The sequence below is a fragment of the Streptomyces sp. KL116D genome (assembly GCF_030766975.1).
GTDB classification, from domain to species: Bacteria; Actinomycetota; Actinomycetes; order Streptomycetales; family Streptomycetaceae; genus Streptomyces; species Streptomyces longispororuber_A.
Window position 1 is genome coordinate 17,954 of the sequence record NZ_JASERH010000029.1, and the last position, 23,288, is coordinate 41,241.

Here is a 23,288-nt window from a genome sequence, read left to right on the forward strand (position 1 = left end):
ATGAAGTTCGCCGACGAGTTCAACAACGCCGTCACGCCGCGCGCCGCCCTGCTCGTCATCGGGGTGCTCGCGCTCCAGTTGCTGTTCATCGCCTCGTACGTGGGCGCGCTGCACAACCCGAAGCCGAAGGACGTGCCGTTCGGCGTGGTCGCGCCGGTGCCCGCGCTGGCGCAGCAGACCACCCAGCAGCTGAACGGACTGCCCAGCTCCCCGGTCGACGCGCGCACGGTCGCCGACGAGCGCACGGCGCGGCAGCAGATCCTGAACCGGGACATCGACGGCGCCCTGGTCGTCGACCCGCGCGGCACCAAGGACACCCTGCTCGTCGCGTCCGGCGGCGGCACCGTCCTCGCGACCGCCCTGGAGACCATCGCCACCGAGGTCGACGGCGTCCAGAAGCGCACGGTGAGGACCGTCGACGTGGCCCCGGCCTCGTCCCAGGACTTCGACGGCCTCTCGTCCTTCTACCTCGTGGTCGGCTGGTGCGTCGGCGGCTACCTGTGCGCCTCGATCATGTCGATCAGCGCCGGGTCCAAGCCCGCGAGCCCGCAGCGCGCGGCGATCCGGCTCGGCACCATGGCCCTCGTCTCGATCGCGGGCGGCCTCGGCGGCGCGCTCATCATCGGCGACTCGATCCTGGGCGCCCTGCCCGGCTCCTTCTGGGCGCTGACCGGCCTCGGCGCCCTGGTCACCTTCGCGGTCGGCGCGATCACCCTGGCCCTGGAGGAACTCACCGGCATCGTCGGCATCGGCCTGGCCGTGCTGCTGATCGTCGTCGCGGGCAACCCGAGCGCCGGCGGCGCCTTCCCGCTCCCGATGCTGCCCCCGTTCTGGCAGGCGATCGGCCCCTGGCTCCCGCCGGGCGCCGGCACCTGGGTGGCCCGCTCCATCGCCTACTTCAAGGGCAACGACGTCACCCGGTCCCTGCTGGTGCTGTCGGCGTGGGCGGTGGTGGGCGTGGCGGTGACGCTGCTGGTGTCGAGCCTGCGCGAGAAGAAGCGCAACGCGGCCGAAGCACCCCTCTAGGGGCGCGGGGAACGGCGCGAGCACCCGACGACCACCCGCACACGCACACGGCAGACACACGGCAGACGAGAGGGCGTCCCGTTGAACCTCCCCCACCGCTCGGGCCCGGCCGCCCAGGCCGTCTCGGTCAAGCGCATGGAACCGACGGCCCAGGCCCAGCTGGGCCCCCTCGGCCTCACGGGCTTCATCGTCGTCACGATGATCGCCACGGGCATCGACGCGGGCGTGTTCCCGGAGAGGCTGGCGGCAGCGGACGTCCCCGTGGTCGGCTTCTTCATCGGCGGCCTCGCCCAGCTCCTCGCGGGCCTCTTCCAGGCCCAGCGGGGCGACACCTGGCACGCCACGGTGTTCGGCGGCTTCGGCCTGTTCTGGATGGCGAAGGCGCTCATGCTGCTGTGGGTGCTCCCCTCCCTCGACCCGTCGCTGCGCGGCGACGCGATGGGGCTGTTCACGCTGCCCTGGGTGTTCGTCGTCTTCGTCCTGTGGCTGGCGAGCTGGCGCATCCACCTGGTCCTGCTGCTGACCTTCAGCTGCGTCCTGGTCGTCTTCGTCGCGATGACCTGCAACGGCTTCACGGGCCTGGTCGGCTGGAACCGGGTCGCCGGCTGGTTCGGTCTCGGCGCGACGGCCGGGGCGCTCTATCTGCTGGCCGGCCAGGTGATGGCGTCGACGTGGGGCCGCCCGGTGCTGCCGATGGGCCGCTTCCTCGCGCCGCCGGAGCCCGCCGAGTCGTGATCACCACCCTCGCCGTCGAGAACTACCGCTCCCTGCGCCGGCTGATCGTCCCGCTGGACCGCCTGAACGTGATCACCGGCGCGAACGGCACGGGCAAGTCCAGCCTCTACCGCTCGCTGCGGCTGCTCGCCGCCGCGGCCCGCGGCGGCGCCGTCGCGGCGCTCGCGCAGGAGGGCGGCCTGCCGTCCGTGCTGTGGGCGGGCGAGCGCGACACCGGCCCGGTCGGCCTCCGACTCGGCTTCGCGGGCGACGAGTTCGGCTACGCGGTCGACTTCGGCCTCCCCGGGTCGAGCGGCGCCGGCCCGGACGGCGGCGGCTCCCTCTTCCAGCTCGACCCGGAGATCAAGCGCGAGGCCACCTGGGCGGGCCCGGTGCTGCGCCCGGCCGCCCTGCTCTGCGACCGGGCGGGCCCCGCCGTGCGCACCCGCACCGCCGACGGCGGCTGGCACCGCGCCCAGGGCCTGCGCCCGTACGACAGCATGCTCAGCGAGTTCGCCGACCCCGGGCTCGCCCCTGATCTGCTGCGGCTGCGCGAACTCATCCGCTCCTGGCGGTTCTACGACCACGTGCGCACCGACGCCGGGGCCCCGGCCCGGGCCACCCGGATCGGCACCCGCACCCCCGTCCTCTCCCCCGACGGCGCCGATCTGGCGGCCGCGCTGCAGACGATCCGGGAGACCGGCGACCACGAGGCGCTGGACGAGGCCGTGGCGGACGCCTTCCCCGGCAGCCGGGTCCGCGTCGCCGACAGCGGCGGCCGGTTCGAGATCCGGCTCACCCAGCGCGGCCTCAGGCGTCCGCTCGGCCCGGCCGAACTCTCCGACGGCACCCTGCGCTACCTGCTCTGGACGGCCGCCCTGCTCACCCCGCGGCCGCCGTCCCTGATGGTCCTCAACGAGCCCGAGACCAGCCTGCACCCCGAACTCCTCGACCCGCTCGCCCACTTGATCCTCGCCGCGGCCGAGGAGTCCCAGGTCGTCGTGGTCACCCACGCCCGCCCGCTCGCGGACGCCCTCGCACGCGGCGCGCCCCGCCACCGCGCCGACCCGAACTCCATCGAACTGGTCAAGGAGTCCGGCCGGACGACGGTGGCGGGGCGCGAGGGGCTGCTGGACGAGCCGCTCTGGCACTGGCCGAAGCGGTGACCCGCTACGCGGCGGGAGTCCCGGCGGCGTCGCCGTAGTACGCCTGCCGCATCAGCCGCTGCATGTCGTCGATCATCGGCATCCGCGGGTTGGCGGGCGCGCACTGGTCGGCGTAGGCGTTCATCGCCTGCTGCGGCAGGGCCTCCATGAAGGCCGTCTCGTCGACGCCCTCGGCCTGGAAGGAGGCCGGGATGCCGCACCGCTCGCGCAGTTCCTCGACCGCCTTCGCGTACGACTCCACGCCCTCCTCGGGGGTGGCCGCCGGCAGGCCCAGCATCTTCGCGATGTCCTGGAGCCGCTCGGGCGCCCGGTACGTCTCGGCCTTCGGCCACGGGGTGGCCTTGTACGAGACGGTGCCGTTGTGCCGGATGACGTGCGGCAGCAGCAGCGCGTTCGTGCGGCCGTGCGCGACGTGGAAGGTGTTGCCGAGCGTGTGCGCCATCGCGTGGACGAGGCCGAGGAAGGCGTTGGCGAAGGCCATGCCCGCGATCGTCGACGCGTTGTGCATCTTCTCGCGCGCCTCGGGGTTCTTCGCGCCCTGCGTCACGCACGCCTCCAGGTTCTCGAAGACGAGCTTGATGGCCTGGAGGCACTGGCCGTCGGTGAAGTCGTTCGCGTAGACGGAGACGTACGCCTCGGTGGCGTGGGTCAGCGCGTCGAAGCCGGAGTCCGCCGTGACGGTCGGCGGCAGGTTCATCGGGAGCATCGGGTCGACGATCGCGACGTTCGGGGTGAGCGCGTAGTCGGCGAGGGGGTACTTCTGGGCGGCGGCCGGGTCCGAGATGACCGCGAAGGGGGTGACCTCCGAGCCCGTGCCCGACGTGGTCGGGATCGCCACGAGCTTCGCCTTCTCGCCCAGCTGCGGGAACGTGTAGGCCCGCTTGCGGATGTCGAAGAACTTCTCCTTCGTGTCCGCGAACTCGATCTCCGGGTGCTCGTACATCAGCCACATGATCTTCGCGGCGTCCATCGGCGAGCCGCCGCCGAGCGCGATGATCGTGTCCGGCCGGAACTCCCGCATCGCCGCCGCGCCCGCCTGCACGGTGGCCAGCTCCGGGTTCGGCTCGACGTTGTCGATGACCTGCACGGTGACCGGCTCCCGGCGGGAGTCGAGGATGTCGGTGATCCGCCGCACGAAGCCGATGTCGCCCATCGTCCGGTCCGTGACGACGGTGACGCGGCTGACGCCGTCCATCTCGCCGAGGTACTTCACGGCGTTGCGCTCGAAGTAGATCTTCGGCGGGATCTTGTACCACTGCATGTTGGTGTTGCGCCGCCCGATCCGCTTGATGTTGACGAGGTTGACCGCCGAGACGTTGTTGGACACCGAGTTGTGTCCGTAGGAGCCGCAGCCCAGGGTCAGCGAGGGGAGGAAGGCGTTGTAGACGTCGCCGATACCGCCGAAGGTGGAGGGCGAGTTGACGATGACGCGGACCGCCTTGACCCGGCGGCCGAACTCCTCGGCGAGCGCCTCGTCCTCGGTGTGGATGGCGGCGGAGTGCCCGAGTCCGTTGAACTCGACCATCTGCGCGGCGAGTTGCAGTCCGTGCTCGGTGTCGTCCGCCTTCAGGGCGGCGAGCACCGGGGACAGCTTCTCGCGGGTGAGCGGCTCGGCGGGGCCGACCTCGGCGCACTCCGCGACGAGGATCGAGGTGCCGGCGGGGACCTCGAAGCCGGCCTGCTCGGCGATCCACGCGGCCGGCCTGCCGACGACGGCGGCGTTCAGCTTGGCGCCCGCGCAGTCGGTGCCGTACGCGGTGGTGCCGAAGACGAACTCCTCGACCTTGGTCTTCTCGGCGGCGGTCAGGACGTGCGCGCCGAGCCGCTGGAACTCGGCGACGCCCTCCTCGTAGATCTCCCGGTCGAGGATCACGGCCTGTTCGGAGGCGCAGATCATGCCGTTGTCGAAGGCCTTGGACAGCACGATGTCGTGGATGGCGCGGCCCAGCTTGGCGTCCTTGGCGACGTACGCGGGGACGTTGCCCGCGCCCACGCCGAGCGCGGGCTTGCCGCACGAGTAGGCGGCCTTGACCATGGCGTTCCCGCCGGTGGCGAGGATCGTGGAGACGCCCTCGTGGTTCATGAGGAGACCGGTCGCCTCCATCGAGGGCTGCTCGATCCACTGCACGCAGTGCTCGGGGGCCCCGGCCTCGATCGCGGCGTCGCGCACGATGCGGGCGGCCTCGGCGGAGCAGCGCTGCGCGCTGGGGTGGAAGGCGAAGACGATCGGGTTGCGGGTCTTCAGGGCGATCAGCGCCTTGAAGACCGTCGTCGAGGTGGGGTTGGTGACGGGGGTCATCGCGCAGATGACGCCGACCGGCTCGGCGATCTCGGTGATGCCGTTGATCTCGTCGCGGGAGACGACGCCCGCGGTCTTCAGGCCGCGCATCGAGTTGACGACGTGCTCGCACGCGAAGAGGTTCTTGACCGCCTTGTCCTCGAACAGTCCGCGCCCGGTCTCCTCGACGGCGGCCTTCGCCAGGTCCCCGTGGTGGGCGAGCGCCGCGAGCGACGCCTTCTTGACGATGTGGTCCACCTGCTCCTGGTCGTACGTCTTGAACCGCCCGAGCGCGGCGAGCGCCCCCTCGACCAGTTCGTCGACCATTCCCTGGGTCTCCACGGCAGGCTCCTCTTTTTTGCACCCTTTTCGCTGATGTTCCAATTCCACACCTTTCCGCTCCGCTCACGGGGCGGAAAAAGACCTCTACCCTCAGGCCCAAAGCACTTCTCCGGCTGGCCGATTCCTTGCAGGGGCGTATCTGACCTGTGGTGACGCGTGAGGACTTAGGACCCTTGCGCGCTTGTGAACGTTTTCACAAGCATTGCCGAAAAAGCCCCGCCCCAGGTAATCCGAGGCGGGGCAGAAGTGCGGGTCAGCCGATTTGCGCCCCCGTGGCGGAGAGCGCCTCGGTCACCGGCTGGAAGAACGTCTCCCCGCCGGAGGTGCAGTCGCCGCTGCCGCCGGAGGTGAGGCCGATCGCCGTGTCGCCGGAGAACAGGGAACCGCCGCTGTCACCGGGCTCGGCGCAGACGTCGGTCTGGATGAGGCCGTTGACGATGTCGCCGTTGCCGTAGTTCACGGTGGCGTCGAGTCCCGTCACCGTGCCGTCGTGCACCTGGGTGGTGGAGCCGGAGCGGGTGACCTGCATGCCGACGGTCGCGTCACCGGCCTGGGTGATCGCCTGCGCGGACCCGTTGTAGAGGTTCACCTCGCTGGGGTGGTCGACGTCCGCGGTGTACTTCACGAGACCGAAGTCGTTGTCCGGGAAGCTGGACTGCTCGTTCGTGCCGATCTCCTGGCCGCTGGAGTCCGACCAGGTGGTGATCGCCTCGGTGCAGTGGCCCGCCGTGATGAAGTACGGCTGGCCGTCCTTGACCACGTTGAAGCCGAGGGAGCACCGGCCGCCGCCGCCGGTGATGGCGTCGCCGCCCGCGACGAAGGTCTTGAACTCGCCCTGGGTGCGCTTGAGTTCGGCCTTGGCGCCGAGCCCGTCGACGACCTTGCTCAGCTTGTCCCAGGAGGCCCCGTCGACCGTGCGGTCGGCGGTGACGACCACCTTGTTGGTGGCGGGGTCGGTGGCCCAGGAGGTACCGGGGATGGTGGCGTCGCTCTTCAGCGTCGTCCGGGCGCTCTTCAGCGCGGCGAGCGAGTTCTGGACGACTCTGGCCCTGGCGCCGGCCGCCTCGACCGCCTTCGCGGCGTCCTCGTTCAGCACGTTGACGACGAGGTTCCTGGCCTTGGCGTCGTAGTAGCTGCCCGCCGCGTCGGCGCCCAGGTCCGCGTGCAGGGACGAGGCGAGGTTTCCGGCCTTCGCGACGGACAGCGTCTTCACGGCCACGTCGGGGGCGTCGGTGCTGGCGTTCGCAGTCTGGAAGGTGATGCCCGCGGCGACCAGTGCGGCGATTCCCGCTCCGGCCACGGCGACACGCCGCTTGGGTATGCGTCGGTGCTTCAACTCACGTCCTCCTGTGGGGGGTGGGGAACGGGCCCGATGTGGGGGGTGAACCCGTTCCGTGAGGCTGACGCGCCCACTATCCCGACCGTCACAGGGGGCACACAAGGTCGACTTCAGGACGCGCGTACGCCAACTCCCGTACGCCCCAACCCCCTTGAGTACCCCGGCGCCGCCGCACGTCGATCCCCATTGCAAACACCCAGAGCGCAGGCGGGACAGCGGGGGGTGAGGACTAGTCCTGTCTCAATATCGCCGCCGGAAAGAAGCGCCCTGCCAGGGGCGCGGGGCCGTGTCGATCAGCGGCTCCGCCGCGGTGCGCGCACAACCACGGAAGGTCCCGCACCCGGCGTACGAGGGAACTTCCTACGGCGCGGACCCGTTGGTCGACCCCGGCTCCGGTGCCGCCGCCGGCGCCTCCGGCCCCAGCTCGGAGAGCTGGTGCACCACCGCCTGCGCGGCGCGCCCCGCCTCCCCCGGCGTGGTCCGCTCCAGGAAGCGCAGCAGCTCCACGGGGAACGGCAGCACCAGCGTCGAGTTCTTCTCGGCGGCGACCGCCACCACGGTCTGCAGCAGCCGCAGTTGCAGCGCGGCCGGCTGCTCCGACATCACCCCGGCCGCCTCGGCCAGCTTCTTCGACGCCTGCAGCTCCGCGTCCGCGTTGATCACCCGCGCCCGCCGCTCCCGGTCCGCCTCCGCCTGCCGCGCCATCGACCGCTTCATCGTCTCCGGCAGGGAGACGTCCTTGATCTCCACCCGGTCGATCTGCACGCCCCAGCCCACGGCCGGACTGTCGATCATCAGCTCCAGACCCTGATTGAGCTTCTCCCGGTTGGACAGCAGGTCGTCGAGATCGCTCTTGCCGATGATGGAGCGCAGCGACGTCTGCGCCATCTGCGAGACCGCGAACCGGTAGTCCTCGACCTGGATCACCGCGTTCGCCGGATCGACCACCTTGAAGTAGACGACCGCGTCCACCCGCACCGTGACGTTGTCCCGCGTGATCCCCTCCTGCGCGGGCACCGGCATCGTCACGATCTGCATGTTCACCTTGCGGAGCCGGTCGACCCCCGGCACGATCATGGTGAGCCCCGGCCCGCGGACGGACGAGTTGAGCCGGCCGAGCCGGAACACCACCCCGCGCTCGTACTGTTTGACGACGCGGGCGGCCGCCATTCCGTAGACCGCTCCGGCGCAGACGACGGCCACTCCCGCCGCCACCAGTTCCTCGACCATCTCACGGCCCCCCAGGGTCCGAAGTGGGCGCAACAGGCGCGTACTTCGACGGTAACTCTGTAAGGGGCACAAAGGGAGAGTCCCGCCCGGTACGAACGACCGGACGGGACTCCTACTGCTGGCTGCGGTTCAAAGACGTACGGAACGTGCTCGGTGGTTCAGGGAATCCGGGGTCAGTAGACGTGCACCCCGTACGCGCTGAGCGCCTCGGTGACCGGCTGGAAGAAGGTCGTGCCGCCGGAGGAGCAGTTGCCGCTGCCGCCGGAGGTGAGGCCGTAGGCGGTGCTGCCGCCGTACAGCGGGCCGCCGGAGTCGCCGGGCTCGGCGCAGACCGTGGTCTGGATGAGGCCGGAGACGATGTCGCCGCCGCCGTAGTTCACGGTGGCGTTGAGGGCGGTGACCCGGCCGCTGTGGATGCCGGTGGTGGAGCCGCGCCGGGTGACGGTGGTGCCGACGGACGGCGTGGCCGCCTTCGTGATGTCCACGCTGCCCACGGTGCCGGACTTGGTCACCGAGCTGTTGGTGTAGCGCACGATGCCGTAGTCGTTGCCGGGGAAGCTGGATCCCGCGGTGGAGCCGAGCGTCGTGGAGTGCCCGGAGTTGGACCACCAGGTGCCCGCGCCGTCGGTGCAGTGACCGGCGGTCAGGAAGTAGTAGTTCCCGCTGCTGTCCTGCACGTTGAAGCCGAGCGAGCAGCGCCAGCTACTCGCATAGATGGCGTCGCCGCCGGAGATCAGCTTCTTGAACGTGCCGGCCGTGCGTTCGATCTTGAGGGCGCCCGCGGTGTCGCCGGCCTCCTTCTTGATCTGGTTGATCTCGGCCTGCGAGACCGTGCTGTCGACGGTGACGACGACCTGCTTGGTCTTGGCGTCGACGGCCCATGCGGTCCCGGCGACGTCGGCGCCGCGCACCGCGTCACTGGTCTGCGTGAGTTCGGCGGCGCTGAAGGCCTGGGGTGCCTCGGCCGCATGGGCGGAGGGGACGGCGAACGCGGCCGCGGCAAGGAAGCCGGAACCCGCGGCGATCAGCCGGGTCCGTCTCGCTATGCCACTGCGGGGGGTGGTGCGCTTGATCCTCACTGGTCGTTCCTCCCGAGGGAAGTCGGGGGCCCGCGTGGGGTCGGGGCCCGTGAGGCGCAGCCAGGACACCGGCCGTGGTCCGGATTCCGGACACGCCGTGGCCCTGACAAGCGCTGCTCGGGAGTATTCGGGGTCTCAACTACTCGGCACAAGGGTGCCTTTCAGACTTCCGCCGGTTCTCCGCATACACGACGGCGTGCCCCGACGGCTTCACTCGTACGTTCCGTACGCAGTGCCACGCCGCCGGGGCCGTCGCTGTCCGTGCTCCGTCCGTCAGACGGATGAGGGCGCCGCGAGGTTCCGCTCCCCCGCCTCGACGCCCACGGGGAGCGTGTTGCCCGGGGGCGGGAAGGGGCAGATGAAGTGGTCGGCGAAGGCGCAGTTGGGCAGGACCGCGTGGTTCAGGTCGACGGTGGTGCGGCCGTCCTCGTCCGGCGCGTCCGGGTACAGGAAGCGGAACCGGTAACTGGTGTCGCCGCTGGTCGCGTCGGCGAAGACGGCCCACAGCCGGCCGTCGCCCAGCCGCGCCACCGCGAGGGTGTGCCGCTGTCCGCCGAGCGGGAAGGTCAGCTCCCCGGCGAGCCCGAGACCGCGCTCCTTCCCGTCGGCGTTCTCGACCCGGACCTCGCGCGCGTCGGCGTACGGCGTGAAGCGGCCCTCGACCGCCCAGCGCGGGTCGTACGGGGTGGCGTCGATGCCGGCGGACGCCAGGAACGCGGTGCGGGCGGGCGCGGCGGGGTCGAAGTCGCGCACGGCCCAGAGTCCTTCGCGCCGGATGACGACGAGCCGGCGCGCGCCGATCGTGAGGCCCGCGTCGGCTTCGAGCCGGGTGTCCTGGCCGTCCAGGGTGTGCACCACCGCGTCGCCGTCGGCGCGCCACTGCCCGGGGATGGCCGGAAGTCGGCCCTCCGGATGGTCGTCGAGCCAGTGGGTGCCGGTCAGCGAGAGCACCCCGTGCGGGGCGGAGACGGCGGCGGTCCGGTCCTCGTGCCACTGCTTCCAGAGGTCTGCGGCGTCGGTCATGCGGTGAGCGTCCTTTCCGGCGTACGGAGGCCCAGATGGGAGCGGAGGGTGTCGCCTTCGTATTCCGTGCGGAACACGCCCCGCTCCTGGAGCAGCGGCACGACCTGGTCGACGAAGTCGTCGAGGCCCCCGGGGGTCAGGTGCGGTACGAGGATGAAGCCGTCGGCGGCGTCGCCCTGCACGAACGCGTCCATCTCGGCGGCGACCGTGCGGGCCGTGCCGATGAACGACTGGCGGCTGGTCGTCTCGATGACCGTCTGCCGGATCGACAGGCCCTTGGCCCGGGACAGCTCCCGCCACTTCTCGGCCAGCGCGAACACGTCGCCCCGGTGGGTGCGGCCCTGGGAGAGGCCGGTGTCGGGCACCGGGTCGATGTCGGGGAGCGGCCCGTCGGGGTCGTAGGAGGACAGGTCCGCGCCCCACACCTGCTCCAGGGTGAGGATCGCGTTCTGCGGGGAGACCTGCTGCCGGCGGATCCCGGCGGCCTTCTCCTGCGCCTCGGCGTCGGTGTCGCCGAGCACGAACGTCACGCCCGGCATGATCAGCAGGTCGTCCGGCTCCCGCCCGTGCGCGGCGAGCCGTCCCTTCACGTCGGCGTAGAAGGCGCGTCCGGCCTCCAGGGTGCCGTGCCGGGTGAAGATGACGTCGGCGGCGGACGCGGCGAACTCGCGGCCCTCGGCGGAGTCCCCGGCCTGGATGACGACGGGGTGGCCCTGGGGCGGGGTCGGCACCCCGGCGTCGCCCTCGATGGAGAAGTGCCGCCCGTGGTGGCGGACCGGACGCCCGGTCCCTGCGTCCCACAACCGGCGTGCCACGTCGACGAATTCGGCGGCCCGGGTGTAGCGGTCGGCACGGTCGAGATAGCCGCCGCGCCGGAAGTTCTCGCCGGTGAAGGCGTCGGACGAGGTCACCACGTTCCAGGCGGCCCGGCCGCCGCTGAGGTGGTCGAGGGAGGCGAAGCGGCGGGCGGTCTCGTAGGGCTCGTTGAAGGTGGCGTTGACGGTGGCGGCGAGCCCCAGCTTCTCGGTGACGGCGGCCAGGGCGTTGAGGACGGTGAGGGACTCCGGGCGGCCGACGACGTCCAGGTCGTGGACGCGTCCCTTGTGCTCGCGCAGGCGGAGCCCTTCGGCGAGGAAGAAGAAGTCGAAGAGGCCGCGTTCCGCGGTGCGGGCGAGGTGCTCGAAGGACGCGAAGTCGATCTGCGAGCCGGACCGGGGGTCGGCCCAGACGGTGGTGTTGTTGACGCCCGGGAAGTGGGCGGCCAGGTGAACGGCCTTGTGGTTGCGGTGGGTTGAGGTCATGACGACTCCTGCGCGAGGGCCGCGAACTGGTTGGCGGGCCGGGCAAGGCCCAGGTGCTCCCTGAGGGTGCTGCCCGGGTAGAACGTGCGGAACAGGGCGCGGTGCTGGAGCAGCGGCACGGTCCCGTTGACCAGGCGCTCCAGGTCGCGGCGCGGGTCGAGCGGGGTCAGGTGGAAGCCGTCGGCGGCGCCCCGGCGGTGCCAGTCGGTGATCAGGTCGGCGAGGTCGACGGGCCCGCCGCGGTACAGCGGCCCCTCCTCCGTGGGCAGCGGCCCGCCGCCGTGGCCGGGGCGGGCGGTCCGCTCGCCGCCGCCGAGGTCGATCCGGAGGGCGGCGAGCACCCGGAGCTCGTCGGGGTCGCGGCCGTGCTCGGCGGCGCGGCGCCGCAACCCGCTTCGGACGGTGGCCAGTTGGCCGGGGTCCGCGATGCCGACGAGGGCGACGTCGGCGTGCCGGGCCGCGACGTCATAGGCGTAGGGCCGGGTGGCGTCCACCACGACGACGGGGTTGCCCTGCGGCGGCCGCGGCACGATGGAGGGGCCGCGCACCGAGAACGTGCGTCCCTCGAAGTCGACGTGGTGCAGCTTGTCGCGGTCGACGAACCGGCCGGTGGCGACGTCCCTGATCTCGGCGTCGTCCTCCCAGCTGTCCCACAACTTCCGTGCCACGTCGGCGACTTCACCGGCCTCGTGCCACAGGTCGGCCGGTGCGGGCGGCTGCCGGCGGCCGACCAGGGCGGCTTCGTCGGCGCCGGGCGAGACGTCGGGCCGCCAGCCGGCCCGCCCCCGGCTCACCCAGTCGAGGGTGGCGACGGCGGCCTGCACGTGGAAGGGCTCGGTGTGGGTGGTGGTGACGGTCGGCACCAGGCCGATGCGGGAGGTGGCCGGGGCGATCCTGGACAGCACGGAGAGGCTGTCGGGGCCCGCCGCGGCGAAGGTGTCGTGCAGCGTGACGAAGTCGAGCGCCCCGTGCTCCGCGAGGCGGACGAGCCGGAGGTAGGGCTCGGCGGCGTGGGTGCCGGCGAGGTCGACGGCCGCGGCGAGGTGCAGCAGGCCCCGGCCGGGTTGGCTGGTCATGGGTGGAGAACCTTTCGGCGGATCGGGCACGGGACTGACGTCCCGCGCCGCGGGCGGACGGTCAGGGCTTCGGCAGGCCCTCGGGGTTGATCTCGGACTTCGGCACGGCCTCGCTCGACAGGCCCCAGCGCTTCAGGACCCGCCCGTACGACCCGTCCTCGATGACGTGGTTCAGGGCGGCGGCGTACGCGTCGACGAGGCCGCTGTCCTTCTTGGTGGTGGCCGCGATCTTGCCCTGCACGTCGTCCCCGCCGCCCGAGATGGTGCCGATGATCTGCGACTGTCCGGCGGCCGCGACGTGGTAGGCGGCGGACGGGTTCGGGCCGAGGTAGGCGTCGATGCGCCCGGACTGGAGGGCGAGGTAGTAGTCCGTGTCCTTCTGGAAGTACTTGATGGTGACGGGCTTCAGACCGGCCTTCTCGTCCTGCTTGCTCCAGTCGACGAGGATCTTCTCCTGGTTGGTGCCGGAGGAGACGGCGATGGTCCGGCCCGCGACGTCCTTCGGCCCCTTGACCCGCCAGTCGGCGCCCTTCTTCGCCTCGAAGGCGATGTCGTCGAGGCGGTAGGTGGCGAAGTCGTACTTCTCCTTGCGCTCCTCGGTCACCGTCACGTTGGAGAACACCGCGTCGAACTTGCCGCTGTCGAGGCCGACGAAGAGGTTCTCCCAACTCACCAGCTCCTGCTGGATCTTGAGGCCGAGGGTGTCGGCGACCAGGGTGGCGATGTCGAGTTCGGAGCCGATCCTGGTCTTGTCGTCGGTCGCGAAGAAGCCGAGCGGTGGCGAGGCGTCCGCGCTGCCGCCGAGGCGCAGCGTGCCGCGCTTGCGGACGGAGGCCGGCAGCAGGGCCGCGATCTCGTCGACCTTCTGGCCGCGGACGCGGTTCTGGTCGGGGCCGATGTTGATGTGGCCGACCTTCTTCGTGCCGCCCGCCCTGCCGGTGGTCGTGGCGGCGTCGCTGTCACCTCCGCAGGCGGCGAGCAGCGGGGCCACGGCGAGCGCGGCGACGGAGGCGGCGAGGGTGCGGCGGGACAGCATGGGCGTACTCCTGGAGTGCGTGGGTGGCAGGTGGTGAGGCGTGCGGGGTGAGGGCTGAGAGGTGGTGAGAGCGTCAGAGGACCTTGGACAGGAACGCTCTGGTGCGTTCCTCGCGCGGTGCGTCCAGGACCTCGGCGGGGGTGCCGCGTTCGACGATGCGGCCCTCGTCCATGAACACGACGGTGTCGGCGACCTCGCGGGCGAAGCCGATCTCGTGCGTGACGACGATCATCGTGGTGCCCTGGTGGGCCAGGTCCTTGATGACGTCGAGGACCTCGCCGACCAGTTCGGGGTCGAGCGCGGAGGTCGGCTCGTCGAACAGCAGCAGCTTGGGTTCCAGGGCGAGGGCCCGGGCGATGGCGACGCGCTGCTGCTGGCCGCCGGAGAGCTGCTTGGGGTAGGCGTCGGCCTTGTCGGCGAGCCCGACCCGGTCCAGGAGGCGGCGGGCGGTCGCCGCCACCTGGTCACGGGGCCGCTTGAGTGCGGAGAGCGGCGCCTCGGTGACGTTCTCCAGGACCGTCAGGTGCGGGAAGAGGTTGAAGTTCTGGAAGACGAAGCCGATCTGGGTGCGCTGCCTGAGCACCTCGCGCTCGCGCAGCTCGTACAGCTTGTCCCCGGAACGGCGGTAGCCGACCAGGGATCCGTCGACGCTGATCCAGCCGCTGTCGACCTTCTCCAGGTGGTTGATGGTGCGCAGCAGCGTCGACTTGCCGGAGCCGGACGGGCCGAGGACGACGGTCACCTCGCCCGCCTGCACGTCGAGGTCGATGCCCCGCAGCACCTCCAGCGGTCCGAAGCTCTTGCGGACGGACTTCACTTCCACCATGGCGGACGCGCTCATCGGGTGGCACCTTTCGCGAAGTGGCGCTCGACGTAGTGCTGGAGTACGGAGAGCGCGCTGGTCAGGAGGATGTACCAGGCGGTGGCGACCATCAGCAGGGGCACCACGCGGCCGTTGCGGCCGTAGATGACCTGCACCTGGTAGAAGAGCTCGCCGATCGCCATGACGGAGACGATCGAGGTGCCCTTGAAGAGGGAGATGACCTCGTTGGCGGCGTTCGGCAGGATCGAGCGCATCGCCTGCGGCAGGACGATGCGCCGGATCTGCCGCAGGCGCGGGATGCCGAGGGCGGCCGCCGCCTCCAACTGGCCGCTGTCGACGGCGAGTACGCCGGCGCGGACGATCTCGGCGGCGTACGCGGCCTGGTGCAGGGCGAGTCCGAGGACGGCGGCGCTCATCGCACCGACCAGGCCCATCGTGTCGAAGGAGAAGAACCCGGGCCCGAAGGGGATCCCGAACTGCAGCTCCTTGTACAGGTAGGCGAGGTTGAACCAGAACAGCAGCTGCACGATCAGCGGGATCGAGCGGAACGCCCAGATGTAGCCGAACGCCACGGTCCGCAGGAACCGGCTCTGCGACAGCCGCATGAAGGCGAGGACGATGCCGAGCGCGAAGCCGAGGGCGGTGCCGTAGAAGGTGAGCTGGAGCGTCGTCCAGACGGCCTTGAGGACGACGTCCGCGGTGAAGAACTCCGCGAACACGTCCCATTCCCAGCCGGAGTTGGTGGCCAGGCCGTGGGCGAGCTGGGCGACGAGCACGGCGGTCGCGACGATCGCGGCCCAGCGCCAGGGATGGCGTACGGGGACGACCTTGAGCTGCGCGTAGTCGTCGGCGGGTGGCGCCTCGGCGGTCTTGCCGCGGGGTGGATCGGTGGTCAGAGACATGGGGGTCCTCGGGAAGGTGCGGGCGGGGAACGCTCAGGCGGCGGTGGCGCGACAGGACAGGTCGCGCAGGAGGGTGAGGACCGCGCGGGCGGTGGCGTCGTTCTGCCGGAACGACGGGCTGTTCGTACGGGGCCGGGTGAAGGCACCGGCGCCGCGCGCGTCGGTGTGCGGGCCCAGGGCGAAGCGGCGCGGGTGGGCGCTGCCGTCGCGGTACAGGATCCGGCCGTCGGCGGGGTCGACGGCGAGGAGTCCGGCCGGGGTCGAGGCGGCGCCCTCGTCGTGGAGTTCGCGCAGCAGCCGGTCCCGGGTGCGGGCGAGGGTGGGCTGCGGGAGCCGGGCCTCGACGAGCGCGCGGGCGTCGATGCGCAGGCCGGGGACCGTGGCGGCGGTGGCCCGGAAGACGCCGTCCTCGGCGGTGATCCGCAGGTCGGCGCCGACGAACCTGACCACGCCCGCCCGGGACAGGGCGAGCAGTTGGCGCAGCCGGGGTCCGGGCGGCCCGGAGGCGAGGTAGCTGAAGAAGCCGTGCCACCAGGCGCCGATGTCGCCGAGCCGCACGACCTGCCCGTACACGGAGAGCAGACCGAGGAAGACGGCGAGGTCGGGGCTGTGCTCCGGGTCGTGGCGGCGCTCCAGGTCGGCGGTGATGTGGCCGCGCAGCCCTTCCTGGAGTTCCTCGTACGAGGCGTGCCGCACGCCGTCCAGGGGGTGGTCGAGGGCGGTCAGGTCGAGCCGGTCGGCGGGGTCGGGGACGGCGGCGGCGACGAGCGCCCGCAGTTCGGCGCCGAGCGGGGCCGCGGCGGCGTACTTCGCCTCGAAGACGTCCCAGGCGACGCGGGTCCGCTCCGGGTGCGCGGTGAACAGCCGGTGGTAGTGGGCGAAGCCGAGCTCCTTGTCGATGAGCGGCCACACGTCGCGGTGGAAGTCGAACCCGTCGTCCCTGGCGAGGAGTTCGTCGATCTGCGCGGGTCCGAGGAAGCGCGGCAGCGGCGGCCGCTCCCCCGCCGCGGCGTCCCAGTCGTAGCCGATCTTGGAGCGGTACGGGACACCCCGGCGCGATCCCACGTGCAGGACGGGTTCGCGTCCCGAGGGGAGGTACCGGTCGCCTTCGTAGCGCCCGCCGCGCCCTTCCGTGAGCAGCACCATCAGGTCGACGAAGGCGAGTCCGAAGCCGCGGACGAGCACGTCCTGGCCGGGGGCGAGCGCGCTCAGGTCGCTGTCGGCGGTGAAGTCCGGCGGGAGGTGGACGAGCCCGTGCCGCTCGGCGTACGCGGCCAACTCCTCTTGTTCGTCGTCGAGTTCGGCGTCGAGGTGGCCCTGGGTGAGCACGACGGCGTCGGCGAGCAGGGGCCGCGGCCGGCCCTCCAGCCACACCTGTTGGCGTCCGCCGCGCGACCCGGACAGGCGCAGCGCGCGCCGTGCGTGGTGGTGGACGACGACCCCGGCGGGCAGGCCGGCGACGGCCTTCTCGTACACCCAGCGCAGGTAGTCGCCCTGGCTGCGCCGGTCGGCGAAGACGCGCCCGTCGATGCCGGCCCATTCGTGCAGGGCGGGCCCGGGCAGCACGGGGCCGTCGAGCTGCACGGTGTCGTCGGTGAACATGGTGACGTCCTGGGCCTGCGAGTTCATCCACAGCAGGGGTGACTGCTCCTGCCGCCAGATCCGCCCGCCGCCGGGCGGGAACGGATCGACGAGATGCACGTCGAGCGCCAACTCACCGGACCCGTCGGGGCTGTTGGCGGCGATCCGCTCCAGGACGCCGGTCCCCCGCGGCCCGGCGCCGACGATGACGAGGGACTGCCGCACGCCGCTCATCGGCCGGTCCCCCGCGCGTAGTGGCGCTCGACGTAGTGCTGGCCGACGCTGAGCAGCGAGGTGACGACGACGTACCAGATCGTGGCGACGAGCAACAGCGGGATGACCTGGTACGTGCGGTGGTACACGAGCTGCACGGAGTACAGCAGGTCCTGCACGGCGATCACGCTGACGATGGAGGTGCCCTTGAGGGTGCCGATCAGCATGTTGCCGGCCGGCGGCACGATCGCGCGCATGGCCTGCGGCAGGACGATCTTCCGCCAGCGCCGGTGGCGGCCGAGCCCGAGCGCCTGGGCGGCCTCGATCTGGCCGCGGTCGACGGAGAGGATGCCGCCGCGCACGACCTCGGCGGCGTACGCGGCCTCGTGCAGGGTGAGCCCGATGATGGCGACGGTGACGGGCCCGAACAGGTCGACGGTCTTCACGCCGAGGATCTGCGGGTACAGGGCGCCGATGTTGAACCAGAACAGCAGCTGCACCAGGATCGGCATCGACCGGAACAGCCACACGTAGCCCCAACTCACGGCTTGGAGAACGGGGTTGGCGGACAGCCGCATGACGGCGAGCAGCGTGCCGAGGGCGAAGCCGAGCGCCATGACGAGGGCGGTCAGCCACAGCGTGAGGCCGAGCCCGCGCAGTACGGACGACGTGGTGAAGTACTCGGCGACGACGTCCCACTGGAAGGCGTCGTTGCGCAGCACCGAGTTCACGGCGAGGCCGAGCAGGGCGAGGACGACGGCGGCGGCGATCCACTGGCCGGTGCGGCGCTGCGGGACGATGCGCGGCACGTCGGCGGCCGCGGGCGGCGCCGGCGCGGCGGCCTTGGACAGGGTGTCTGAGGACATGGGAAGGCTCCGGGTGCCGGACGGGCGGCACGGTCTTGCCTTCACACCTGGTACCGGAGCCCCTCAGCAGCGGTACCGCACCGAGAGTAAGGGGCTGTTCACGTCCGCTGTCAAGGCTGTCCACACTATGAGCCGGGCGTCTCAAGTGAGTTGACGCGGAACCGGATGCCTGTTCCACTTGCTCCCATGCATCCGCAGCAGTGGCTGGTCACGCGCTCCCACATCGACTTCGGTCGAGTGTGGTCCGCGTCTTGTTGATGCCCTTCCGACGCCTCTGAGCGCGTCCCCTTTCTGCCTGATTCCTGTCTGACTTCCGTCTGACTCTGCCTGAGCCTCGCCGCTCTCCTTCACGCGTCCCGGTACGCGCCCGTCCGCGTACCCTCCCGCGCCTTCACCCTGCTGCACCCTCCCCTCGCCGTGCTCCCTCTCCATGCTCCGGCCTGCCGTGTGCTCGCCGTCCCCGAAGGGCAGAACTCCCCGCCATGCGCACCACTTCCCTGACTTCCGCGTTCGCGCTGATCACCGTCGCCGCCCTGGGGCTGACCGCCTGCGGCTCCGGCGACGGCGCGAGCGACGCGGCGCCCGCCGCCGCGAAGAACGACAAGATCCCGGCCCAGGACGTGGTGTCGGGCCTGACGAAGGACCCGGCGGCGGCGAAGCTGTTGCCGGCCGACGTGCGCCAGCGCGGCCGTCTCAGGATCGCGGTGAGCGTCGGCGGCAACCCGCCCAACTCCACGTACCTGCCCGACGGAAAGACGATCGTCGGCCAGGACATCGACTTCGCGAACGCCGTCGGCAAGGTCCTCGGCATCGAGCTCGACCAGGAGGTCGCGAGCTTCGAGGCGATCCTGCCCGCCCTGGACAGCGGCAAGTACGACCTGGGCACCGGCAACTTCGGCGTGACCGACGAACGCCGCAGGACCATCGACTTCGTCACGTACATCAACGACGGCCAGGGCTTCGCCGTCCGCAAGGACAGCGACCTGAAGAAGGTCACCGACCTGAAGCAGCTGTGCGGCCTGAACGTGGCGACCGGCGCGGGCACGACCTTCGAGGCGACCCTCGAACAGAACAAGGGGATCTGCGAGAAGGCGGGCGAGAAGGCGTACGACGTGAAGACGTACGCCGAGTCGAGCGCGGTCTGGTCGTCGTTGCAGCAGGGCCGCTCCGACGTGGTGATGAGCACGATCAACGGTCTGCGCTACGCCGTCGCGCAGCAGGAGGGCCTGCGCTTCCTCAACGAGTTCCACCGCCTGGACGTCGGTTTCGCCTTCAAGAAGGGCACGCCCTTGGCTCCCGCGTTCCAGGCAGCGGTGAACAAGCTGATCGCGGACGGGACGTACGCCAAGATCCTCAAGAAGTGGGGAACGACTCCGTCGGCGATCACGAAGTCCCGGATCTCGCCGCCCGAGATCCGGGACTGAGCCCCCGGTTACTTCCCCGCGGGCCGGTGGGGGCTTCTCGCGCAGTTCCCACCGGCCCGCGGCCGCCCGTGCTCAAGAACCCCTACGGCGACACGGCGACCCGCCGGCGCCGGGACCGCACCCCGATCACCTGGTCCATGAGCGCGCCCAGAACGTCCCGCACCGAGCCGCGCGCCCGCGCATCGCACTCGACGACCGGCACCCCGCCCCCGATCCCCAACGCCTCCCGGATCTCGTCGAGTTCGAACCGCTCCGCCCCGTCGAACCGGTTCACGGCGAGCACGAACGGCGCCCCCTGCGCCTCGAAGTAGTCGAGTGCGGGAAAGCACTCCTCGATGCGCCGCGTGTCGACGAGCACCACCGTGCCGAGCGCCCCCTCCACCAGGTCGTCCCAGAGGAACGAGAACCGGTCCTGCCCGGGCGTACCGAACAGATACAGCGCGAGCGTCGGATCGAGCGTGATCCGCCCGAAGTCCAGCGCGACGGTCGTGGTCGTCTTGCCCTCCACCCCGTCGAGCGAGTCGACCCCCACCGAGACCTGCGTGATCGCGGCCTCCGTGTCCAGCGGTTCGATCTCCGAGACCGCCCCGATGAAGGTGGTCTTGCCGACTCCGAGCCCGCCGCTGATCACGATCTTCACCGCGAGCGGGGCGACCCGTTCAGAGCGCCCTGACATGGTCCCTGATCCTTTCGAGCGTGTGGAGCGGCAGCTCCGCGGGTTGCGAACACGACAGCCGGCCGCCCACGACGAGATCGGCGACGAGCACCTTGGCGACACCGAGCGGCACCCCGATCCCCTCGGCGATGTGGGCGACGGTGGTGGGTTCCTGGCACAGCGCCACGATCCGCTGGTGCTCGAACGCGAGGGTCCCCGCGTCCGGTGCGCCCTCCACGGCGACGACGAGCGTCTCCAGGCGCAGATCGGACTGTGCGGGCAGCGCGCGCCCGCCGGTGATGATGAACGGACGCACGAACTGGGTGTCCGCGGTGTCCTCCGGTTCCGACGAAGGCCCCTTCATCGCGGCAGCGTCTCCCGGAGATCGGCGATGAGGGTGGGCGTCAGCAAATCGCCCGCGCGCTCGGCGAGCACGGCCATCTCGTAGCCCACCAGTCCGAGTTCACCGCTGCTGTCGGCGAGCACGCCGAGGCAGGAGCCGTCGCGCATGGCGGAGACCAGCAGGAAGCCGCGGCCCATCTCGATCATGATGAGCTTCACGCCGTCGAAGCCGTACCGCTTGGAGGCGCTGCGGGCGAGGCTGGAGAGCCCCGACACGATGGCGGCCAGATGGTCCGCCTCGGTCCGCCCGAGCCCGTCCGACACGGCGATGAGCAGGCCGTCCGACGAGACGGCGACGGCGTCGCGCACGCCGTCCGTGGTGCGCACGAAGTTGGCGAGCAGCCAGTTGAAGGTCTGCGAGTCGCCCCGGGTGTCGACGGTGGTCACTGGTCGTCCTGCCCTTCGCCGGTCTCCTGCCGGGCGGCCGTCGCGGCGGCCCGTTCCTTCTCCACGCTGATGGCGCCGCGCATGTGGGCGCTGCGCAGGCCGGACAGCATCCCGGAGACGTCCTCGGGGCTGCGCTCGACGACGGGCCCGGCGGGTGCGGGCGGGACGGTCTCGTTGACGGCCTCCGAGATGGCGCTGCGCTGGGGGCGCTTGACGAGCCCGTTGCGGGTGCGGGCTGCGGACGGGGCGGCGGCGGCCCTGGCCGGTTCGGTACGGGTCGGCACCGGCTCCTTGCGGGGCGCGGGCAGCTCGACCTCGGCCATCTCTCCCTGCTCCGGCTTCATCGGCCCCGTCGGCTCCTTCGGCTCCGTCGGCTCCGTCGGCTGTGACGGGTGTGACGGCTTCGTCGGCTGCGTCGGCTGCGCGGCCGGTTCGGTGAGCAGGCCGGACGGGATCAGCACCCGGGCCACGACTCCGGCGGCCGGCGCCTCACCGAGCCGTACCTCGATGCCGCACTTGCGGGCGAGGGCGCCGACCACGAAGTGGCCGAGGAACTTGGTGGGTTCGGCCATGAAGCTGGCGCTGCCGGAGAGCCGCAGGTTGGCCTCGGCGAGGGCCTGGGTGCCCATCCCGAACCCGTGGTCGACGATGGCGATGAGGTAGCCCGCGCTGGTGCGCCGCCCCTCCACCTCCACGTCGGAGTCCGGGGACGAGAAGCTGAGCGCGTTCTCCACCAGCTCGGCCAGCAGGTGGGCGAGTTCGGCGACGACGGAGCCGCTGACGTGCGCGGGTTCGACCCGCCGCAGCGTGACCCGCCGGTACTCCTCGACCTCGGAGAGCGAGGCGCGCAGCACGTCGGTCACGGACAGCGGCGTCGACCAGGTGCGCGGGCTGGACTCGCCCGCCAGCACCAGGAGCGACTCGGCGTTGCGGCGCATGCGGGTGGCCAGATGGTCGAGCTCGAAGAGGTTGGCGAGGGTGTCCGGGTCGGCGTCCTCGTGTTCCAGCTTGTTGATGAAGCTGATCTGCCGGCGCACCAGGTTCTGGTTGCGGCGGCCGAGACTGACCAGGGACTCGGTGGCGTTCCTGCGCAGGACGGCCTGCTCGGTGGCGAGGTCGAACGCGGCGCGCTGCACCCGGTCGAAGGCGTCGGCCACGTCCCGCACCTCGGCCCCGGCCCGCGGGTCGAGGGCGAGCGGGGCGGGCGGCTCGGGCGTCTCGCCCGCGGCGGCCTGCACCGCGGCGACGGCCTGCGGCAGCCGTGCCCCGGCCACCTCGCGGGCCTCCTCCGCGAGCCCGCTGAGCGGCGCGGACACGGACCGTACGCAGTCGTGGGCGAGGGCCCCGAGCGCACCGACCACGGCGAGCGCGAGCAGGGCGAACAGGAGGAGGTCGCGCTGCGCCGCGCCCTCCAGCTCCGCGGCGCGGTTCTCGACGTCGGCGCCGATCGAGATCTGTACGTCGCGCAGGCCGTTGATGGTCGACGTCATCGTCTCCCACCAGGCCATGGGCGGCACGTCACGGGCGCTGAGCCGTCCCGCGCCGCGTGCGGCGGTCGACTCGTACGTCAGGGCGCGTTCGGCGTCCGGGGTGTCGAGCGCGTCGCCGAGCCGCCGCTCCTGGGCGTCGGTCGCGGTGCGCGGGAACGCGTCGAGCGCGGCGAGCCGTCCCGCCCTGATCTCCATGAAACGGCTGTAGCCGTCGCCGCGGAAGCGCCCTCCGGCGCGCACGGAGCCGAGCACGATGGCCCGCTCCTCGCCCAGGAACTCCTTGGCGTTGCCGAGGACCTGGAGGCTCTGGTACGCGTCGCGCAGCCGCCCGTCACGGACGTCGTCGAGGCCGAGCCCGAGCCGGTCGAGCACGGTGATGGTGCTGGTGAAGTAGTCGAAGGTGGCCTGCACCTGCCCGGTGCCGTCGTCCGCGCCCGTGCGGATGCCGGCGAGCCCGCGGAGCCGTCCGAGCGAGTCGCGCACGGTTGCGGAGGCGTCGTCGCCGCGCCCGGCGAGCGCGTCGTCGAGGGCGCCGCGCGCGGTGTCGGTCGCCTTGCGCTGGGCGGGCAGCCGGGCGCCGAACTGGCGGACGCCGCCGACGTATCCGGTGGTGAGCCCGCGCTCCTTCTGCAGCTCGTGGACGAGTCCCTGGAGCGTGATCTCCAGGCGGGCGTCGGCGGCGGTGGCGGAGGCGTTGCGGTAGTCGGAGATCTGCCCGGCGGCGAACACACCGAGCAGGGCGAGCAGCACGGCGAGGGCGAGTCCGAGGATGCGCAGCAACCGGGTGCGGATGGTTCTGGTCTTCGCTGGTCCGCCTGTGACGGCGGCCGTCACGGACGAGGCGACTGACGATACGAGGTCCACTGAAATGCCTTATGCAGAGGGCGAGTTGGCGGGGCAGAAACGGTGCATCTGCGCCCGGCCAACGAGCCCTC

Annotated in this window: 20 protein-coding genes; 4 read left to right on the forward strand and 16 right to left on the reverse strand. The window is 71.5% G+C overall.

Annotated features, from left to right (window positions below):
• From RBJ77_RS09795 to RBJ77_RS09805, 3 genes are all read left to right on the forward strand, one after another.
• Nucleotides 1-1,026, forward strand: a complete 1,026-nt coding sequence (locus RBJ77_RS09795) for a DUF3533 domain-containing protein (RefSeq protein ID WP_372344597.1) — start codon at nt 1-3, stop codon at nt 1,024-1,026.
• An 81-nt stretch (nt 1,027-1,107) separates the two neighbouring features.
• Complete coding sequence (locus tag RBJ77_RS09800; RefSeq protein WP_372344598.1) at nt 1,108-1,761, forward strand: acetate uptake transporter; 654 nt, start codon at nt 1,108-1,110, stop codon at nt 1,759-1,761.
• Nucleotides 1,758-2,906: an AAA family ATPase gene (locus tag RBJ77_RS09805; protein WP_372344599.1), complete on the forward strand. Its 1,149-nt coding sequence runs from the start codon at nt 1,758-1,760 to the stop codon at nt 2,904-2,906. Before RBJ77_RS09800 ends, RBJ77_RS09805 begins: the two co-directional genes overlap by 4 nt.
• Before the next feature lie 4 nt (nt 2,907-2,910).
• Here the strand turns inward: RBJ77_RS09805 and adhE are convergent, their stop codons facing one another.
• The 12 genes from adhE to RBJ77_RS09865 all read right to left on the reverse strand — a co-directional run bounded on the left by adhE (nt 2,911) and on the right by RBJ77_RS09865 (nt 17,995).
• A complete protein-coding gene (gene adhE / locus RBJ77_RS09810) occupies nt 2,911-5,511 on the reverse strand; it encodes a bifunctional acetaldehyde-CoA/alcohol dehydrogenase (RefSeq protein WP_372344624.1) in 2,601 nt (866 codons plus the stop codon).
• A gap of 268 nt (nt 5,512-5,779) precedes the next feature.
• Nucleotides 5,780-6,862: a S1 family peptidase gene (locus RBJ77_RS09815; RefSeq protein WP_372344600.1), complete on the reverse strand. Its 1,083-nt coding sequence runs from the start codon at nt 6,860-6,862 to the stop codon at nt 5,780-5,782.
• Between the two features lie 363 nt (nt 6,863-7,225).
• On the reverse strand, nt 7,226-8,095 hold the full coding sequence (locus tag RBJ77_RS09820) for a slipin family protein (RefSeq protein WP_372344601.1): 870 nt from the start codon (nt 8,093-8,095) through the stop codon (nt 7,226-7,228).
• A 173-nt stretch (nt 8,096-8,268) separates the two neighbouring features.
• Nucleotides 8,269-9,174: a S1 family peptidase gene (locus RBJ77_RS09825; RefSeq protein WP_372344602.1), complete on the reverse strand. Its 906-nt coding sequence runs from the start codon at nt 9,172-9,174 to the stop codon at nt 8,269-8,271.
• A 273-nt stretch (nt 9,175-9,447) separates the two neighbouring features.
• Nucleotides 9,448-10,197 (reverse strand): DUF1684 domain-containing protein, encoded by a 750-nt coding sequence (locus RBJ77_RS09830; protein WP_372344603.1) that lies wholly within the window; start codon nt 10,195-10,197, stop codon nt 9,448-9,450.
• Complete coding sequence (locus RBJ77_RS09835; RefSeq protein ID WP_372344604.1) at nt 10,194-11,498, reverse strand: LLM class flavin-dependent oxidoreductase; 1,305 nt, start codon at nt 11,496-11,498, stop codon at nt 10,194-10,196. Before RBJ77_RS09835 ends, RBJ77_RS09830 begins: the two co-directional genes overlap by 4 nt.
• The gene (locus tag RBJ77_RS09840; protein WP_372344605.1) at nt 11,495-12,574 is read right to left on the reverse strand and encodes an LLM class flavin-dependent oxidoreductase; all 1,080 of its coding nucleotides are present in this window, start codon (nt 12,572-12,574) and stop codon (nt 11,495-11,497) included. The genes RBJ77_RS09835 and RBJ77_RS09840 overlap by 4 nt, the downstream gene beginning before the upstream one ends.
• Before the next feature lie 61 nt (nt 12,575-12,635).
• Nucleotides 12,636-13,610 carry an ABC transporter substrate-binding protein gene (locus tag RBJ77_RS09845; protein ID WP_372344606.1) on the reverse strand — a complete coding sequence of 325 codons (975 nt, stop codon included), beginning with the start codon at nt 13,608-13,610 and terminating at the stop codon, nt 12,636-12,638.
• Between the two features lie 73 nt (nt 13,611-13,683).
• Nucleotides 13,684-14,451 carry an amino acid ABC transporter ATP-binding protein gene (locus RBJ77_RS09850; RefSeq protein WP_305127655.1) on the reverse strand — a complete coding sequence of 256 codons (768 nt, stop codon included), beginning with the start codon at nt 14,449-14,451 and terminating at the stop codon, nt 13,684-13,686.
• Nucleotides 14,448-15,335 carry an amino acid ABC transporter permease gene (locus RBJ77_RS09855; protein WP_372344607.1) on the reverse strand — a complete coding sequence of 296 codons (888 nt, stop codon included), beginning with the start codon at nt 15,333-15,335 and terminating at the stop codon, nt 14,448-14,450. The genes RBJ77_RS09850 and RBJ77_RS09855 overlap by 4 nt, the downstream gene beginning before the upstream one ends.
• Before the next feature lie 33 nt (nt 15,336-15,368).
• Nucleotides 15,369-17,150: an FAD/NAD(P)-binding protein gene (locus RBJ77_RS09860; RefSeq protein ID WP_372344608.1), complete on the reverse strand. Its 1,782-nt coding sequence runs from the start codon at nt 17,148-17,150 to the stop codon at nt 15,369-15,371.
• Entirely contained in the window at nt 17,147-17,995 is an 849-nt protein-coding gene (locus tag RBJ77_RS09865) for an amino acid ABC transporter permease (RefSeq protein WP_255971371.1), read from the reverse strand. Before RBJ77_RS09865 ends, RBJ77_RS09860 begins: the two co-directional genes overlap by 4 nt.
• Nucleotides 17,996-18,477: 482 nt before the next feature.
• Here RBJ77_RS09865 and RBJ77_RS09870 point away from each other — a divergent pair, with 482 nt between their 5' ends.
• Nucleotides 18,478-19,419: an ABC transporter substrate-binding protein gene (locus RBJ77_RS09870; RefSeq protein WP_372344609.1), complete on the forward strand. Its 942-nt coding sequence runs from the start codon at nt 18,478-18,480 to the stop codon at nt 19,417-19,419.
• Nucleotides 19,420-19,501: 82 nt separating this feature from the next.
• Here RBJ77_RS09870 and RBJ77_RS09875 read toward each other — a convergent pair whose 3' ends face one another.
• The 4 genes from RBJ77_RS09875 to RBJ77_RS09890 are packed head-to-tail and all read right to left on the reverse strand — an operon-like array spanning nt 19,502 to nt 23,187.
• Complete coding sequence (locus RBJ77_RS09875) at nt 19,502-20,095, reverse strand: ATP/GTP-binding protein (protein ID WP_372344610.1); 594 nt, start codon at nt 20,093-20,095, stop codon at nt 19,502-19,504.
• Nucleotides 20,079-20,438 carry a DUF742 domain-containing protein gene (locus RBJ77_RS09880; RefSeq protein WP_372344611.1) on the reverse strand — a complete coding sequence of 120 codons (360 nt, stop codon included), beginning with the start codon at nt 20,436-20,438 and terminating at the stop codon, nt 20,079-20,081. Before RBJ77_RS09880 ends, RBJ77_RS09875 begins: the two co-directional genes overlap by 17 nt.
• Nucleotides 20,435-20,863: a roadblock/LC7 domain-containing protein gene (locus RBJ77_RS09885; protein WP_255971363.1), complete on the reverse strand. Its 429-nt coding sequence runs from the start codon at nt 20,861-20,863 to the stop codon at nt 20,435-20,437. Before RBJ77_RS09885 ends, RBJ77_RS09880 begins: the two co-directional genes overlap by 4 nt.
• Entirely contained in the window at nt 20,860-23,187 is a 2,328-nt protein-coding gene (locus tag RBJ77_RS09890) for a nitrate- and nitrite sensing domain-containing protein (RefSeq protein ID WP_372344612.1), read from the reverse strand. Before RBJ77_RS09890 ends, RBJ77_RS09885 begins: the two co-directional genes overlap by 4 nt.
• Nucleotides 23,188-23,288 lie beyond the last annotated feature (101 nt).

Bases quoted from the DNA above. Each gene is read 5' to 3' on its own strand.
- RBJ77_RS09795 (WP_372344597.1), top strand. From the start codon at position 1: ATGAAGTTCGCCGACGAGTTCAACAACGCCGTCACGCCGCGCGCCGCC.
- adhE (WP_372344624.1), bottom strand. From the start codon at position 5,511: ATGGTCGACGAACTGGTCGAGGGGGCGCTCGCCGCGCTCGGGCGGTTC.
- RBJ77_RS09820 (WP_372344601.1), bottom strand. From the start codon at position 8,095: ATGGTCGAGGAACTGGTGGCGGCGGGAGTGGCCGTCGTCTGCGCCGGA.
- RBJ77_RS09830 (WP_372344603.1), bottom strand. From the start codon at position 10,197: ATGACCGACGCCGCAGACCTCTGGAAGCAGTGGCACGAGGACCGGACC.
- RBJ77_RS09835 (WP_372344604.1), bottom strand. From the start codon at position 11,498: ATGACCTCAACCCACCGCAACCACAAGGCCGTTCACCTGGCCGCCCAC.
- RBJ77_RS09840 (WP_372344605.1), bottom strand. From the start codon at position 12,574: ATGACCAGCCAACCCGGCCGGGGCCTGCTGCACCTCGCCGCGGCCGTC.
- RBJ77_RS09845 (WP_372344606.1), bottom strand. From the start codon at position 13,610: ATGCTGTCCCGCCGCACCCTCGCCGCCTCCGTCGCCGCGCTCGCCGTG.
- RBJ77_RS09850 (WP_305127655.1), bottom strand. From the start codon at position 14,451: ATGAGCGCGTCCGCCATGGTGGAAGTGAAGTCCGTCCGCAAGAGCTTC.
- RBJ77_RS09855 (WP_372344607.1), bottom strand. From the start codon at position 15,335: ATGTCTCTGACCACCGATCCACCCCGCGGCAAGACCGCCGAGGCGCCA.
- RBJ77_RS09860 (WP_372344608.1), bottom strand. From the start codon at position 17,150: ATGAGCGGCGTGCGGCAGTCCCTCGTCATCGTCGGCGCCGGGCCGCGG.
- RBJ77_RS09865 (WP_255971371.1), bottom strand. From the start codon at position 17,995: ATGTCCTCAGACACCCTGTCCAAGGCCGCCGCGCCGGCGCCGCCCGCG.
- RBJ77_RS09870 (WP_372344609.1), top strand. From the start codon at position 18,478: ATGCGCACCACTTCCCTGACTTCCGCGTTCGCGCTGATCACCGTCGCC.
- RBJ77_RS09875 (WP_372344610.1), bottom strand. From the start codon at position 20,095: ATGTCAGGGCGCTCTGAACGGGTCGCCCCGCTCGCGGTGAAGATCGTG.
- RBJ77_RS09880 (WP_372344611.1), bottom strand. From the start codon at position 20,438: ATGAAGGGGCCTTCGTCGGAACCGGAGGACACCGCGGACACCCAGTTC.